Origin of the sequence: Acinetobacter sp. 2JN-4 (assembly GCF_003687745.1) — a bacterium.
GTDB classification, from domain to species: Bacteria; Pseudomonadota; Gammaproteobacteria; order Pseudomonadales; family Moraxellaceae; genus Acinetobacter; species Acinetobacter halotolerans.
This window is the reverse complement of record NZ_RDNY01000006.1, coordinates 12,218-25,777: the sequence shown is the minus strand read 5'-3', so window position 1 is coordinate 25,777 and position 13,560 is coordinate 12,218. Positions and strand designations below refer to the sequence as shown.

Annotated in this window: 15 protein-coding genes; 12 read left to right on the top strand and 3 right to left on the bottom strand. The window is 40.5% G+C overall.

Annotated features, from left to right (window positions below):
* The first annotated feature begins 45 nt into the window (after window positions 1–45).
* A complete protein-coding gene (locus tag EAH57_RS09790) occupies window positions 46–930 on the top strand; it encodes a LysR family transcriptional regulator (RefSeq protein ID WP_121929894.1) in 885 nt (294 codons plus the stop codon).
* On the opposite strand, the gene EAH57_RS09785 is transcribed toward EAH57_RS09790, so the two are convergent.
* A complete protein-coding gene (locus EAH57_RS09785) occupies window positions 927–1,520 on the bottom strand; it encodes a Maf family protein (protein ID WP_121929893.1) in 594 nt (197 codons plus the stop codon). The genes EAH57_RS09790 and EAH57_RS09785 overlap by 4 nt on opposite strands.
* Entirely contained in the window at window positions 1,520–1,903 is a 384-nt protein-coding gene (locus EAH57_RS09780) for a DUF2237 family protein (protein WP_004671539.1), read from the bottom strand. Before EAH57_RS09780 ends, EAH57_RS09785 begins: the two co-directional genes overlap by 1 nt.
* A gap of 140 nt (window positions 1,904–2,043) precedes the next feature.
* Here EAH57_RS09780 and EAH57_RS09775 point away from each other — a divergent pair, with 140 nt between their 5' ends.
* Window positions 2,044–3,234 carry a phosphoglycerate kinase gene (locus tag EAH57_RS09775; RefSeq protein WP_121929892.1) on the top strand — a complete coding sequence of 397 codons (1,191 nt, stop codon included), beginning with the start codon at window positions 2,044–2,046 and terminating at the stop codon, window positions 3,232–3,234.
* 151 nt (window positions 3,235–3,385) lie between these two features.
* Window positions 3,386–3,631, top strand: a complete 246-nt coding sequence (locus EAH57_RS09770) for a hypothetical protein (protein ID WP_121929891.1) — start codon at window positions 3,386–3,388, stop codon at window positions 3,629–3,631.
* 50 nt (window positions 3,632–3,681) lie between these two features.
* Here the strand turns inward: EAH57_RS09770 and EAH57_RS09765 are convergent, their stop codons facing one another.
* Complete coding sequence (locus tag EAH57_RS09765; protein WP_121929890.1) at window positions 3,682–4,062, bottom strand: hypothetical protein; 381 nt, start codon at window positions 4,060–4,062, stop codon at window positions 3,682–3,684.
* A 250-nt stretch (window positions 4,063–4,312) separates the two neighbouring features.
* On the opposite strand from EAH57_RS09765, the gene EAH57_RS09760 reads away from it, so the two are divergent.
* From EAH57_RS09760 to EAH57_RS09720, 9 genes are all read left to right on the top strand, one after another.
* On the top strand, window positions 4,313–4,891 hold the full coding sequence (locus EAH57_RS09760) for a nitroreductase (RefSeq protein WP_171407435.1): 579 nt from the start codon (window positions 4,313–4,315) through the stop codon (window positions 4,889–4,891).
* A gap of 47 nt (window positions 4,892–4,938) precedes the next feature.
* Window positions 4,939–6,012 carry an NAD(P)H-dependent glycerol-3-phosphate dehydrogenase gene (locus EAH57_RS09755; protein ID WP_121929888.1) on the top strand — a complete coding sequence of 358 codons (1,074 nt, stop codon included), beginning with the start codon at window positions 4,939–4,941 and terminating at the stop codon, window positions 6,010–6,012.
* A gap of 57 nt (window positions 6,013–6,069) precedes the next feature.
* Window positions 6,070–6,525 (top strand): SixA phosphatase family protein, encoded by a 456-nt coding sequence (locus EAH57_RS09750; RefSeq protein WP_121929887.1) that lies wholly within the window; start codon window positions 6,070–6,072, stop codon window positions 6,523–6,525.
* A gap of 38 nt (window positions 6,526–6,563) precedes the next feature.
* Entirely contained in the window at window positions 6,564–7,715 is a 1,152-nt protein-coding gene (gene gspL, locus EAH57_RS09745) for a type II secretion system protein GspL (RefSeq protein ID WP_121929886.1), read from the top strand.
* Entirely contained in the window at window positions 7,715–8,194 is a 480-nt protein-coding gene (gspM, locus tag EAH57_RS09740; RefSeq protein WP_121929885.1) for a type II secretion system protein GspM, read from the top strand. Before gspL ends, gspM begins: the two co-directional genes overlap by 1 nt.
* Before the next feature lie 118 nt (window positions 8,195–8,312).
* Window positions 8,313–9,320, top strand: a complete 1,008-nt coding sequence (locus EAH57_RS09735) for a quinone-dependent dihydroorotate dehydrogenase (RefSeq protein WP_121929884.1) — start codon at window positions 8,313–8,315, stop codon at window positions 9,318–9,320.
* 1 nt (window position 9,321) lies between these two features.
* Window positions 9,322–9,915, top strand: coding sequence for a CvpA family protein (locus tag EAH57_RS09730; RefSeq protein WP_005197305.1), 594 nt, complete (start codon window positions 9,322–9,324; stop codon window positions 9,913–9,915).
* A 24-nt stretch (window positions 9,916–9,939) separates the two neighbouring features.
* Window positions 9,940–11,478, top strand: coding sequence for an amidophosphoribosyltransferase (gene purF / locus EAH57_RS09725; protein ID WP_121929883.1), 1,539 nt, complete (start codon window positions 9,940–9,942; stop codon window positions 11,476–11,478).
* 101 nt (window positions 11,479–11,579) lie between these two features.
* Window positions 11,580–13,469, top strand: coding sequence for a M48 family metalloprotease (locus EAH57_RS09720; RefSeq protein ID WP_171407434.1), 1,890 nt, complete (start codon window positions 11,580–11,582; stop codon window positions 13,467–13,469).
* Window positions 13,470–13,560: the final 91 nt, after the last annotated feature.

Genomic DNA, 13,560 nt, shown 5'->3' with positions numbered 1-13,560 from the left:
TTTTGTATAAGATGAAATTTTCTCATCTTAAGTAAGAAGTGCAGTATGCTGAAGCGATTACCATCATTGAATAGTATAAAAGTGTTTGAAGCCACTGCGCGCTTAAAAAGCTTTAAAGCTGCTGCACAAGAATTAAATGTATCGCCCACAGCGGTTTCACATCAAATCAGTGAGCTGGAAAAAGAGTTAGAAATAAAGCTATTTGTGCGGGGATTTAGAGCAGTAACGCTAACCGAAGCAGGTGAAAAGCTTGCAGAGGTCAGTACAAAAATGATCTCAGAATTAAAACAAACTTTGTCTGAATTAACAGCTAGTGCTAAGAAAATCACCATTAGTACCACAAATGCTTTTGCAGCAATGTGGTTGGTGCCACGACTTAATGACTTTAAAAATTTACATCCCGATATTGATATACAAATTAAAGCGGATGATCAGATGGTCGATATAAATCATGATTTAGGTATCGATATGGCGATTCGTTACGGTGTAGTTGACCTTGAAAACTCTTTTGTTGTCGCACTTGTAAAAGACACTTTTGGTTTATTTGCAACTCAACAATATTGGGCGAATCTCACAGATCAATCTCAAATGAGACTGTTTATGACTCAGTGGAAAAATGCAGATTTGTTAAAACATGATCACGCTGATTTCTTATCACAATTATTGGGACAAAAATATCCGAAGCCTGATTTTTTTGAGGATGAAAATCAGGTCATTCAGGCTGCTTTGGCTGGGTTGGGGGTTGCTGTGGTCAGTAAAATATTGGTGCAGCAATCTGTTGCACAGGGTTGGTTATGTGAAAATGACTCAAGCCAAGTTGCTTGGGAAAGTCCGTTCAGCTATTACACCATACTGCCTAAGCGACATGTAGATTACAAGGGGCTACAGTCTTTTCAACAATGGCTTAAGCAGCAGTTTATTGGCGTTTAAGGCAAATTAATTCCACGTTCTCGCAAGATTTTACATAGTTGAATCATGGGCAAGCCCATCAACGTGGTTTGGTCATCACCGACCATTTTCTCAAATAAGCTGATTCCCAAGCATTCGCATTTAAAACTACCGGCACAATGCAAAGGCTGATCTATTTCAATATAACGTTCAATTTCAGCAAGCGTTAGTGTGCGAAATTTTACTTGGTAATGTTCAACCAGCGTGGTTTCAAAACCTGATTGTGCGTGTTGAACACTTAAAGCGGTACTAAAGAAGACCGTTTTACCTGAGTTGGCTTGTAGTTGTTGAATGGCATTTTCAACGGTTAAAGGTTTACCAATAAAGTCATAAGGTGCATGTTCGCGCCAAGCCACTTGATCAGAACCGATCACAATGGCATGGGGGTGTTGTGCAGCAATAACACGTGCTTTTTCATAAGCCAAACGTTTGGCCAGATCATCAGCATGCATTTCACCATTTTCCGACTCATCGATATCAGGTGAAATACAGCGATAAGCCAAGCCTAAGCGATCCATGAGTGCTTTACGTGTTTGGCTGCTTGACGCCAAAATAAGCTCAAACTGGTTCATTACACTGCGTATTCCACAAGGATATTGAGTGGTACATAGTGAAGCACTGCATTATGGCAGGCATTCAGTTTGATCGGTGGCGCTTGACCTGCTTCATAGGCTTCTACCCAGCGTGTCACACAGATACACCAGAAATCCCCAGGTTTGAGACCAGGGAAACTCATTTCTGGCAAAGGCGTGATCAGATCATTGCCGACTTTTTGGGAAAAATTTAAAAATTCAGAGGTCATTTGCACGCACATGGTGTGCTGACCTAAATCGGTAGTAGATGTGTGGCAGAAACCATTACGGAAGTACCCCGTAATTGGGTCATAACAACAACTGGCTAAAGGTTCACCAAGTACGTTTAAACGATTAATTTTAGGATCTGGATGAATAGACATAATAATAAAAAGATATAAAGACGAGAGTTATCATAATCAAAAGTGAGGCTTTCGACAGCTTTTCTACAAAAAAAACTCACCTTTATTTTTGAGAATCATTTAATATTGTGCCGTTTTTAAAATCAATTAGAGAGCCATCCATGAATTTCCAGCGCATGACTGACCTTGATTTAGCAGGTAAACGTGTTCTTATTCGTGAAGACTTAAACGTTCCTGTAAAAAGTGGGAAAATTACTAGCGATGCACGTCTACGTGCAGCGTTGCCGACCATTCAAGCTGCTTTAGAAAAAGGCGCAGCAGTTATGGTGTTTTCTCACCTTGGTCGTCCTGTAGAGGGTGAGCCAAAACCTGAACAATCGCTTGCACCAGTCGCTGCTTATTTAAGCAAAGCTTTGGGTCAAGACGTTAAATTATTGACTGACTATTTAGATGGCGTTGAAGTTGAAGCGGGCCAAGTTGTATTACTTGAAAACGTTCGTTTCAACCATGGCGAAAAGAAAAATAACGAAGAACTTGCAAAGAAATATGCTGCACTTTGTGATGTTTTCGTGATGGATGCATTTGGTACCGCACATCGCGCAGAAGCTTCGACTGAGGGCGCTGCTCGTTTTGCTCAAGTCGCTGCCGCTGGTCCTTTATTGGCTGCTGAGTTGGATGCTTTGGGTCGTGCTATGCAAACACCTGAAAAGCCAATGGTGGCAATCGTTGCAGGTTCTAAAGTCTCAACGAAACTTGATGTATTAAATTCTTTGTCAACACTTTGTGATCAATTGATCGTTGGTGGCGGTATTGCAAATACATTCTTGGCTGCTGCTGGTTTCAATGTCGGTAAATCACTGTATGAAGCTGATTTGGTTGAAACTGCGAAACAAATTGCTGCAAAGGTAAGTGTTCCATTGCCAACTGATGTCGTAGTTGCTGATGCGAGTCAAATCAACTTTGATGATTTCTTAGGTTCTTTGGTCAATACTCAAGCGGTCGTGAAAAAAGTTGAAGATGTGACTGATACCGACATGATTCTGGATGTTGGTCCTGAAACTGCAAAAGCTTTTGCTGAAATCTTGAAATCTTCAAAAACCATTCTTTGGAATGGTCCTGTGGGTGTCTTCGAGGTTGATCAATTTGGCGAGGGTACGAAAGCACTTTCACTTGCAATCGCAGAGTCAGCAGGTTTCTCAATCGCGGGTGGTGGTGACACACTTGCTGCAATTGATAAATATGCAGTTGCCGATCAAATTGGTTATATTTCAACAGGCGGTGGTGCATTCTTAGAATTTGTAGAAGGCAAAACTTTACCTGCTGTAGCTGTATTAATTGAGCGTGCTCAATAAAGTTCTAATCTTTTGATTTATAACAAAAGATGAAAGAGGAGAGTCGATGTAAATCGGCTCTTTTGCTTTTTTATTGTATTGTGGTCATAAAAATGTCACATTGTTGACATATGATTGTCATCAAACTAACCAGTAATGATGGGAAGCTGCAATGAATTTTAAACTAACACTTATTGCTTTAATGATCGCACCAGTAATGGTATTGACTGCTTGCGCAAAGAAAGAAGAAGCTAAAACTGCTGAAGACCAAGAACAAGCAACTTCAGTTGTATCAACTCAGACAACCTCTGAGCAACAAGCTGCCATCGATGCAATTGATAAACCAATCATGGATGAGCACAATACTGATGTTGTTGAAGATGCTGATACACAAGTTGCAGCAAGTGAACTTCAATAAGCTTTAACAGTTACCAAAGCCGATGCTATGCATCGGCTTTTTTGTATTATTTAGTTCGCCTTGCAGTAAAAGGTCAGTGTGGTTTGATAGTCATCGTCTTTAGATAAAGTTGCTTTTGTACCTGTCATCGAGCCAAGCACACCTGCGGCAGCTTCGACCATTCTGCCAGTTTGCTCATTCACGACACCTTTTAACACGCCCTGATAAACCACTTTTTCATCCACCACAACAGCCGAGGTATTCCGAGTACAGGTCTTCTGTGCAGAACTAATCGCATTGTTTTTAGAAATGAGATTGGTCTTGCCAATACCTGTCACTTCATATTGATTATTTTCTTTTTGAATGGCCAATGTACTGGTTGGAGTAGATGCACATGCGGTTAAACCAAGCGCTAAACCACCGATTAAACTAAGAACTAAATTTTTTTTCATTGCTTTTTCTCTAGTGATGAACATCATCTGATTATTGAAACATATAATGTTTAATTACTTTCGCAGCTTGTGTACAGTTTGTTGTGACACTTGGTAAGGGAAATTATCACATCTTAATCTCTAGCTCGTGATGTTATTTGCGGTGATGAAATTCGTTCATGAATATTGAACAAGCCTCAATTAGACGTAGTGAAAATTATTCAGATTATGCTAATCTAGCAAAATCCTTGCCTTAGTTAGATTCATGTCAATGACGGACTCAAATATAGAGACAATTCATCAAAATATTCATCAACGTCAATCTATTGGGCAGTTAATTGAACCAGCACCGAATACAGAGCAACTCGAAAAAGCAATTCAAGCTGCATTAACAGCGCCTGATCATCATCGTTTAAAGCCGACGAGGTTCGTGGTCATCACGGCTGAGCATCGAGCTGCTTTTGGCGAACATTTGGCCAAGGCTTTAGCTGATTTAGGTGAAACAGATCCAACTCATTTGGAGCGTGTAAAACATCATCCGTTTCGCGCACCGATGTTGGTTTTAGCGTTAACAACACTTCAAGATCATCCTAAGGTTCCACATTTTGAGCAAATCCTCAGTACAGGTGCTGCGATTCAGAACCTGTTGTTGTCTTTGCAGGCACAAGGCTTTGCAAGTATGTGGCGTTCTGGTGCCGTGGTTGAGTCTGATTGGCTTAAGCGTCAATTAGGATTACAAGCGCAAGATTTGATTTCAGGTATTATTTATATTGGTACGGCTGCTAAAGTCATTGCACCACGTGCAGAAATAGAGAGTCAGAATTTTGTAAAAATATGGCAATCGACCTAATCTTATTTTTGAATGATTAAACAAAGAAATTAGTTTCAGGATAAAAAATGGCAGAGTTAAAATTTAGCGATTTAGTTGAACCCGTTGCAGTGGATCAAAAAACGGCATTAAGAATTACGGTACTCGGTGGTGGTAGCTTCGGTACCGCAATGGCTAATTTAGCTGCACGCAATGGTTGCGATACCATGATATGGATTCGTGATGCGGCTGTCGCTGAAGAAATCAATCAGACGCATGTCAATAAACGCTATTTACCTGATTACACCTTAGAACCGACTTTACGCGCAGTCGCAGATTTAGAGCTGGCTGTTCGTGATCGCGATATTATTTTAGTGGCGATTCCAAGCCATTCATTTCGAGATGTGCTTAAGCAAATCGCACCATTTATCAGCGCGCAAGCAGTTGTTTCACTGACGAAAGGGATTGAAGCTAAAACTTTTAGTTTCATGAGTGAAATCATTCGAGAAGAATTGCCTGAAGTTCCTTATGGTGTCTTGTCTGGTCCAAACTTAGCCAAAGAAATTATGGCAAGTATGCCATCTGGTACGGTGATTGCGAGTGAATCAGAATTGGTACGCTATGCAGTACAACATGCATTACATAGCGCATTATTTCGTGTATTCGGTAGTGATGATGTGCATGGTGTTGAACTTGGTGGCGCGCTCAAAAATATTTATGCGGTTGCAATGGGAATGGGTGCTGCTTATAACATTGGTGAAAATACCAAGAGTATGATTTTAACGCGGGCTTTGGCCGAAATGAGTCGTTTCGCCGTAGAGCAAGGTGCAAATCCACTCACTTTCTTAGGCTTATCTGGTGTCGGTGATTTATTTGCGACCTGTAACAGTCCATTAAGCCGTAATTATCAAATTGGTTTCGCCTTGGGTTCTGGCAAAACACTTGATCAAGCGACTAAAGAGTTGGGTCAAACGGCAGAAGGGGTTAATACCATTGTTCAAGTTCGTACTAAAGCTGCCGAACTAGATGTATATATGCCGATTACTAATGCTTTATATGAAGTTATTTTTGAAAATGCCCCACCAATGACGATCGCTTTGTCTTTAATGAAAAATGGTCATCGTAGTGATGTTGAATTTGTTTTACCACACCATGAAGTCTAATCAAAAAACTGTCATCAATGATGGTTAATATAGCGATATAAAAAATAAGGTTATGTTATGCAACTTACATTAGTCCGCCACGGTGAAGCGTCTCCAGCAATCAATGGAAATGATATGCAACGTCCTTTAACAGCGCGTGGTCATCAACAAGCTGAACAGACTGGGCTTTTCCTAAAAGATGTGATTCAACCTGAGATTTTTGTGGTGAGTCCATTATTACGTGCACAAGAAACTTTGGAACATATCAAAGCACATTTTGCAGGAATCCCTGTTTTAATTTGCGATAAGATTAAACCAGATGATGATGCGAAAGGTGCAATTGAGTGGCTATCAAAACTGCCGTATGAATCAATTGCTGTGGTTTGTCATATGAATGTCATTGCGCATATTGCTGAGCAATTAACACTTGAAAGTTTTCAACCATTTGCATTGGCTGAAGCGCGGATTTATGATCAAGCTGTTATCGCCAATGGTTTATCTACGCAAAAGAATAGTTTTATTCCAACGATATAACGGACATTCCCGCAATAGAATAAGAGTACTAAACACGTATGTTGTATATATGGATGCCCGAAACCAACGGAACATGGTATTGGTCGACTGGGGAAAATTGGTTGCAGGCAAATAGTCTTGAACAATTGATTCAAGATTTGCAAGTGCATAGCGGAAAAGAAGCGGTTATTTATTTCCCAAGCCGAAATGCTCAAATGTTGCAGCAACCGATGACAAAGACGCATTACAAGCAATTAGGTCCAGAAGGCGTCAAGTATCTATTGGAAGAGTATGTCACTTTGCCGATTGATCACATGAAGGTCGTGCATCATTTTCATCAGGATCAATTGAATATTTTAGGGGTTGCTCAATCAACAATTGAAACTTGGCAGCATGCCTTAAGTTTATTGCCAATTGAAATTGTTGCTTTTCTACCAGATTTCTTGATTTTGCCTGAACCAGAAGCCAATCCTGAAAATAATCAGGTGGTACTGGTCAATCTTTATGATCATTTACTGGTCAGAGAAAATACTTGGTTAGGTAACTCAGTCGATGATTTGGGGTTGTTTTTAGAATTCCAGCCAACCGAAACACAGTATCAGTTTGCAAATTTAAATACCAATCAGTTAGATCAATTGGCGAGCGTGTCAAGTCGCGAGCAGCGTACTGAATTTAGTTATCAGTTCCATCAAATCCCAAGAGCCAAGCAACATCCTTTCAATGTTTTCCCAAAAGCTAGAAATACGGATATTCAATGGTCAGGCTATTGGAAAGCTGCTGCTGTCGTTTTTATGGCCGTGATTATTGTCCAATTGGGTTATGATGCATTACGTTGGTCAAAGCTTAAAAAGGTCGCTGATCAGACCGCATTACAAGCTGTGGACCAATACAAGTATTGGTTTGGCGAAAACAGTCGTGTGACTGAGCAAAATATCAAGAGCCAGTTTGAAAGCCAGTTGCGTATGAGTCGACTTGGAGATGCACAAGCACTCTCACTACTGAGTCGCGTTGGACCAATTTTGATGCAAAATCAGATTGTGGCTCAACAGATGAGTTTTGATGCATCTGTATTGTCGATGGCTCTGAAAGCCAACTCGGCCAATGCTTTGCAAACATTGGTACAGCAACTCAATCAACAGGGTTTTCAAGCTGAATTAGGCAATGTTCAAGCGGACAGTGTCGGTGCGATTGGAACGGTAAAAGTAAAATAATGAAAGCATTAACGCAAATACAAAATTTCTTCGATCAAAAAGCAGAAGCTTTGGATCAGTATTTACAAGCTTTATCAGTGCGTGAACGCATCATGGTGATTTTTACGACTATTTTTGTCGTTGTGGTGGTCATTGGTACAGCTATATGGAAAATGCATAGTTTGGCGGATCAGCAACAAAAACGGGTGAATGAATTAAAAGATTTAACGGTGTGGATGCAGAGTAATGCTGCAACCATGAAACCTGCAAATGATCTTGAACTTTCTGCCGCAGATAAGATCCAACGCACGGCACAGCAACAGGGACTTGCAGTTTCATCACAACCAAGTGGCGAGCAGATTCAAATTGTTGCTGAACATAAAAACTATGCGGTACTGGCAAACTTTTTGATGCAACTGTCTCAAATGGGACTGAGTGTAGTAAAGATGGAAATGGTATCTAACAATAACCAGATCAAATTGACTGCTACAGTACAATAACAACTCATGCGTGGTTGAAATGTCAGCAGAACCTAAAATAACTCTATGCTAAGCATGGTGTTTTGTTGAGCCTGTGCCTATAATATGGGTACTTGAAAATCAGTAGACTGTGATTGGTATGTTATATTCATTGGCGCGCCCTTTGTTGTTTACCTTAGCACCTGAACGTGCGCATGAACTCACACTCTCCATGCTTGGTAAAGCCCAAAAATTCGGTTTAATGCATCAAAAAGTCCCAGCAAAACCAGTGACCTGTATGGGGGTCGAGTTTCCAAACCCAGTTGGTCTCGCTGCTGGTTTAGATAAAAATGGTGCGCATATTGATGCTTTAGCGGCATTGGGTTTTGGTTTTATCGAAATTGGTACCATCACACCGCGCCCACAAGAAGGCAATCCACAACCTCGTTTATTTCGTATCCCTCAAGCAAAAGCAATTATTAACCGTATGGGATTCAATAACGATGGGGTCGATCAACTGATTGAAAATGTAAAAGCAGCAAACTTTAAAGGTGTTTTAGGCATTAATATCGGAAAAAATGTGGATACACCTGTTGAGGATGCTGTCTCTGATTATTTGATTTGTCTAGAGAAAGTTTATAACTACGCCTCTTATATTACCGTTAATATTTCATCACCAAATACTAAAAATTTACGCAGTTTACAAAGCGGTGATGCACTTACAGAATTGTTAAAAACTTTGAAAGATCGTCAACTTGAACTTTCGCAACAATATAATCATTATGTTCCTTTAGTACTGAAAGTTGCACCTGACTTAACCCCTGAAGATATTGACTTTATTGCAGCGCAATTGTTGAAATTTAAGATCGATGGTTTGATTGTGACCAATACGACATTAGGTCGTGAAGGGGTAGAAAATCTACCACATGGAGAGGAATCAGGTGGCTTGTCTGGTGCACCAGTATTTGAGAAAAGTACTGAATGTTTGCGTCAGTTCTCTACAGTCTTGAAAGGACAAATTCCGTTAATTGGTGTCGGTGGTATTTTATCTGGCGACCAAGCTGTAGCCAAACAGCAGGCAGGCGCAAGCTTAATTCAAATTTATAGCGGGCTGATTTATACCGGTCCAGTGCTTGTGAAAGATTGTGTAAACGCGATGACATTGTGAAATGAACACGCTTGATATCATTATTCTGATCATCTTGCTCATTGGAGGGCTGAACGGTTTGCGTCAAGGATTTATAAAAGCCTTTGCGAACTTGGTCGGATGGATATTCGCTTTGATCGTCGGAGCAAAGTACGCTGTTGTATTGGCGCCTGCTATGAGCAGTCTCAGCCAAGATCCCGTTGTGCAAAAAATAGCAGCGTTTGCTTTTATCGTACTGATCATCGTGGTGTGTACGTGGATCGTTTCAGCCTTGTTGAATGGACTCTTGAAAACTTTAAAATTGGGCCCATTAAATCGTTTAGCAGGCGGTGCTTTTGGTTCATTAAAAGGACTGTTAATCGTCTTGGTTACCATGCAAGGCTTAGGACCTTGGGTTGAGAGTTCACCACACTGGAAACAGTCGAAATTTGTACAAATTCTATTACCTTATGCGCCTTTGGCTACAGAGTTATCCAAAGATGCTGCAAATCAAGCTTTAAACCAAATGACTTCCGAAGGTGCGTTATTACATCGCCCTTCAATTGACATGAATGAATCAGAACGTGCTTCAGCCGATCATCGCGCTGATCATTCGACGAAAAATCCGTTTTATTAATCGCTAGCTTGTTGCGAGGTTGCTATGTGTGGAGTAGTTGGGATTGCCGGTAAATCGCCAGTAAACCAAATGTTGTTTGATGCCTTGACGATGTTGCAACATCGAGGACAGGATGCAGCAGGAATCGTAACTTGCGATCAAGGGCGTTTATTTCTCCGCAAAGATAACGGTATGGTACGTGATGTATTCCATACTCGTCACATGCGTGCTTTACTAGGAAACTATGGCATTGGACACGTTCGTTATCCAACTGCTGGTTCATCAAGTAGCGCTGAAGCTCAACCATTTTATGTAAACTCTCCGTACGGTATTACGCTTGCGCACAATGGTAATTTAACCAATGCCGCAGAAATTCATGATGATCTGTTTAAAACAGATTTACGTCATATGAATACGGATTCGGATTCGGAAGTTTTACTTAACGTATTTGCCCATGAGTTGCAGAAATGTGGCACATTGAACCCAACACCTGAGGACATGTTTCATACGGTTTCTCGTGTGCATGAGCGTTGTAAAGGTGCTTATGGCGTGGTGGCAATGGTTACAGGTCATGGTTTAGTCGGCTTTCGTGATCCAAATGGGATTCGTCCTTTGATCTATGGTTCACGTGAGACTGCACAGGGCACTGAATATATTATTGCTTCGGAGTCGGTGGCGATTACAGCACTTGGTTTCAAAATTGAGCGTGATATTGAGCCCGGCGAAGCCATCTTTATCAATTCAGAAGGTGAACTATTCACCAAGCAATGTGCAGTAAATCCAGAATATCGTCCATGTATTTTCGAGTACGTCTATTTTGCACGTCCAGATGCCATTATTGATGGTATTTCTGTTTATAAAGCGCGTTTGAAAATGGGCGAAAAACTTGCATATAAGATTTTAAAAGAATGGAGTGAGGAACATGATATTGATGTTGTGATTCCAATTCCTGATACTAGTCGTACTTCTGCATTAGAGTTGGCTAACATTTTAGGTGTGAAATTCCGTGAAGGTTTTATGAAAAACCGTTATATCGGACGTACCTTTATTATGCCAGGTCAGCAACAACGTAAAAAATCAGTTCGTCAAAAACTGAATCCTGTAGAACTTGAGTTTAAAGACAAAAATGTTCTCTTGGTTGATGATTCGATTGTACGTGGTACAACGTGTAATGAAATCATTCAGATGGCGCGCGATTCAGGTGCAAAAAAAGTTTTCTTTGCTTCAGCTGCGCCTATGGTGAAATATCCAAACGTGTACGGTATTGATATGCCAGCAAAATCAGAATTAATCGCTTCGGAACGTACCGTTGAGGAAATTCGTGAAATTATTGGTGCTGATCGCTTAGTTTTTCAAGATTTAGAAGATTTGAAAGATGCTGTTCGTACCAGTAAAGTGCCTGATTTGACAGAGTTTGATTGCTCAGTATTTGATGGTGTTTACGTGGCTGGTGGTATCGACAAAGCTTATCTCGCTGATCTTGAGCAAAAGCGCAATGACACAGCGAAAAAACAAGCTGATGGTTATATCGATGTAAACATCGATGCAGCTTCGGTTGATTTAACTGGAATAAAAGAAGAGTAATGTTCTTCATCGATAGAAAAGCGGGAATTTCCCGCTTTTTTATTCTATGATGATGGCTATACGCAATCCTAATATAAACAATGTAATCAGGAAAATTTACATTGAAAGAAATGAGCCATTATTTAATTGAAAATAAAAGCATCGTATGGTCAATGAGTTTTTGTTGGCTTGCGATGTTATTGACTGTTTTTATTCTCAATGTAATTTTGGGTTTGGTAGTTCATTTCTTTGATTATACACAAGTCATTTGGTGGCACGCGCTCAGTCCCTATTTCATCGCCTTACTGATTTTTGTCATGTTGTGGTCCGTCGGTGCAGAACTCTATGTGCTACGAGAAGGCGGTCATTCGCTGGCGAAACAGTTGAAAGCGCGACGTTTAGTGTTTGATGAAAGCACTCCTGAAGAAAACACGGCATTAAAAGTTGTGGAACAAGTTGCAAATAGCTTTGCAATTGATACTCCAGCCGTCTATGTATTGCCTGATGAAGTTGGTGTGAATGCGCTAACGGCAGGTTTTAAATCTCAAGATATTGTGATTATTTTGACTTGGGGCGCATTGCAGAATCTAGATGAACTAGAGCTGTATGGTTTGCTGAGTTATGAGTTTAATCAAATTTTATCAGGTGAAGCGGTTGAAAACACCAAGCTTAAAATTTTATACAGTGGCTTAACCACATTTAGTCAGTGGGGCAGCAAATTAGCACAGGCTGGCTATAGTCCTTATGCAACTAAACGTCGTAATAAGTTTGAAACGATTTTTGTTGCGATTGGTGGTGTGATTTGGCTAATCGGTAGTTTGGGTATCCTCATTACGCGCTTTATTAAATATCTAACCTTGAGTGGTCGAACCTTCCGCAATGATTTGAAAACCATGCATTTGATGAATAATAATGCCAATATTCAAACGCTCTTGCGGATCTATGTGCATCATTCAGGCTCACAAATTCACAGTGCCTATTCTGAATCGATTTCGCATATGTGCTTTGCCAACTCACTCAGCCCGCAAAGTTGGATGAATATTCATCCAAGCATTAAAGAGCGGATCTATGAGCTAAATCCAACATTATTGCAAGATTTACAATTAGAAAATCTTAGGAAATTGCGCAGTCGCCCTTTATTTAGTTTGTTCCGCTCATTGGAAGAAGAAATCACCGATGTCTCGACACCGTGGAGCTCACCTCAACCATTACCTTTGCTGCGGTTGTCTCCGATCAGTTTTGCATTGAATGATGCGATTAAGCCGCTAAATCCAGAAGTGCGTAAGCATAAGAAACGTCCTGAATTGATTCAAAGAGCGATGCAGACGGCAACAGGCTCACGAGAGATAATGGTGGCAATATTAATGATTCGGCAATACCGTGAGTTTATTCCACAAGATGCGCCAGTAAGTCATGCCATAGTCGATGCATTGCTAAATTTAGATGGTCGAATTCATGTCCAGATCTTCCATGATGCATGTAAAAATATTGGTCACATGCCGACCAGTATCGCACGTCAGTTTTTAACGAAATTAGCGTCGATTATACAAGCCGATGGAGAGGTGGGGTTGCTCGATGCGCTGTTGCTAGAAAGAGTGAAGCATGAGTTGAATCTGATGCCAGCCCATTTACCAGCAGCATTTGAAGACGTGAAGTCTCAGATCGTTCATTTGATCGATGCTTTATTGCATGTACAACAAATTAATAGTCCAAATCAACTCGAAGTACGAGAGCGCATTTTAAGATTTCTTTTAACTGAAGATGAAATGCAAATGTATGCGGACATTTCGGATGAGCCACTTGATCTTGCTGAAATTTTAAATGATGTGTCTGGGCTGCTGTTACGTGATCGTCTCAATATCTTAGCCATTGCTGAGCGGTGTTTGTGGAGTGATCGTATCATTACGCAAGACGAGCTAGATGTTTTAGAGTTGTTATATTGGCGTTTGGGCTTTGAGACCAAAGAAGTTGTTGAGCAAATGCAGAAAAAAAATAGTTTGATGATTATTTAAGATAAGTTTTGCATGCGTCCATATTCTTTTGAGCATACCTTTCATCAGTAGCGTATAAAAACTGCAGTGTGCAATGCTAGAATTTCTAAAC

Bases quoted from the DNA above. Each gene is read 5' to 3' on its own strand.
- EAH57_RS09790 (WP_121929894.1), top strand. From the start codon at position 46: ATGCTGAAGCGATTACCATCATTGAATAGTATAAAAGTGTTTGAAGCC.
- EAH57_RS09760 (WP_171407435.1), top strand. From the start codon at position 4,313: ATGACGGACTCAAATATAGAGACAATTCATCAAAATATTCATCAACGT.
- EAH57_RS09765 (WP_121929890.1), bottom strand. From the start codon at position 4,062: ATGAAAAAAAATTTAGTTCTTAGTTTAATCGGTGGTTTAGCGCTTGGT.
- EAH57_RS09770 (WP_121929891.1), top strand. From the start codon at position 3,386: ATGAATTTTAAACTAACACTTATTGCTTTAATGATCGCACCAGTAATG.
- EAH57_RS09785 (WP_121929893.1), bottom strand. From the start codon at position 1,520: ATGAACCAGTTTGAGCTTATTTTGGCGTCAAGCAGCCAAACACGTAAA.
- EAH57_RS09730 (WP_005197305.1), top strand. From the start codon at position 9,322: ATGAACACGCTTGATATCATTATTCTGATCATCTTGCTCATTGGAGGG.
- EAH57_RS09750 (WP_121929887.1), top strand. From the start codon at position 6,070: ATGCAACTTACATTAGTCCGCCACGGTGAAGCGTCTCCAGCAATCAAT.
- gspM (WP_121929885.1), top strand. From the start codon at position 7,715: ATGAAAGCATTAACGCAAATACAAAATTTCTTCGATCAAAAAGCAGAA.
- EAH57_RS09735 (WP_121929884.1), top strand. From the start codon at position 8,313: ATGTTATATTCATTGGCGCGCCCTTTGTTGTTTACCTTAGCACCTGAA.
- gspL (WP_121929886.1), top strand. From the start codon at position 6,564: ATGTTGTATATATGGATGCCCGAAACCAACGGAACATGGTATTGGTCG.
- EAH57_RS09775 (WP_121929892.1), top strand. From the start codon at position 2,044: ATGAATTTCCAGCGCATGACTGACCTTGATTTAGCAGGTAAACGTGTT.
- EAH57_RS09780 (WP_004671539.1), bottom strand. From the start codon at position 1,903: ATGTCTATTCATCCAGATCCTAAAATTAATCGTTTAAACGTACTTGGT.
- EAH57_RS09755 (WP_121929888.1), top strand. From the start codon at position 4,939: ATGGCAGAGTTAAAATTTAGCGATTTAGTTGAACCCGTTGCAGTGGAT.
- purF (WP_121929883.1), top strand. From the start codon at position 9,940: ATGTGTGGAGTAGTTGGGATTGCCGGTAAATCGCCAGTAAACCAAATG.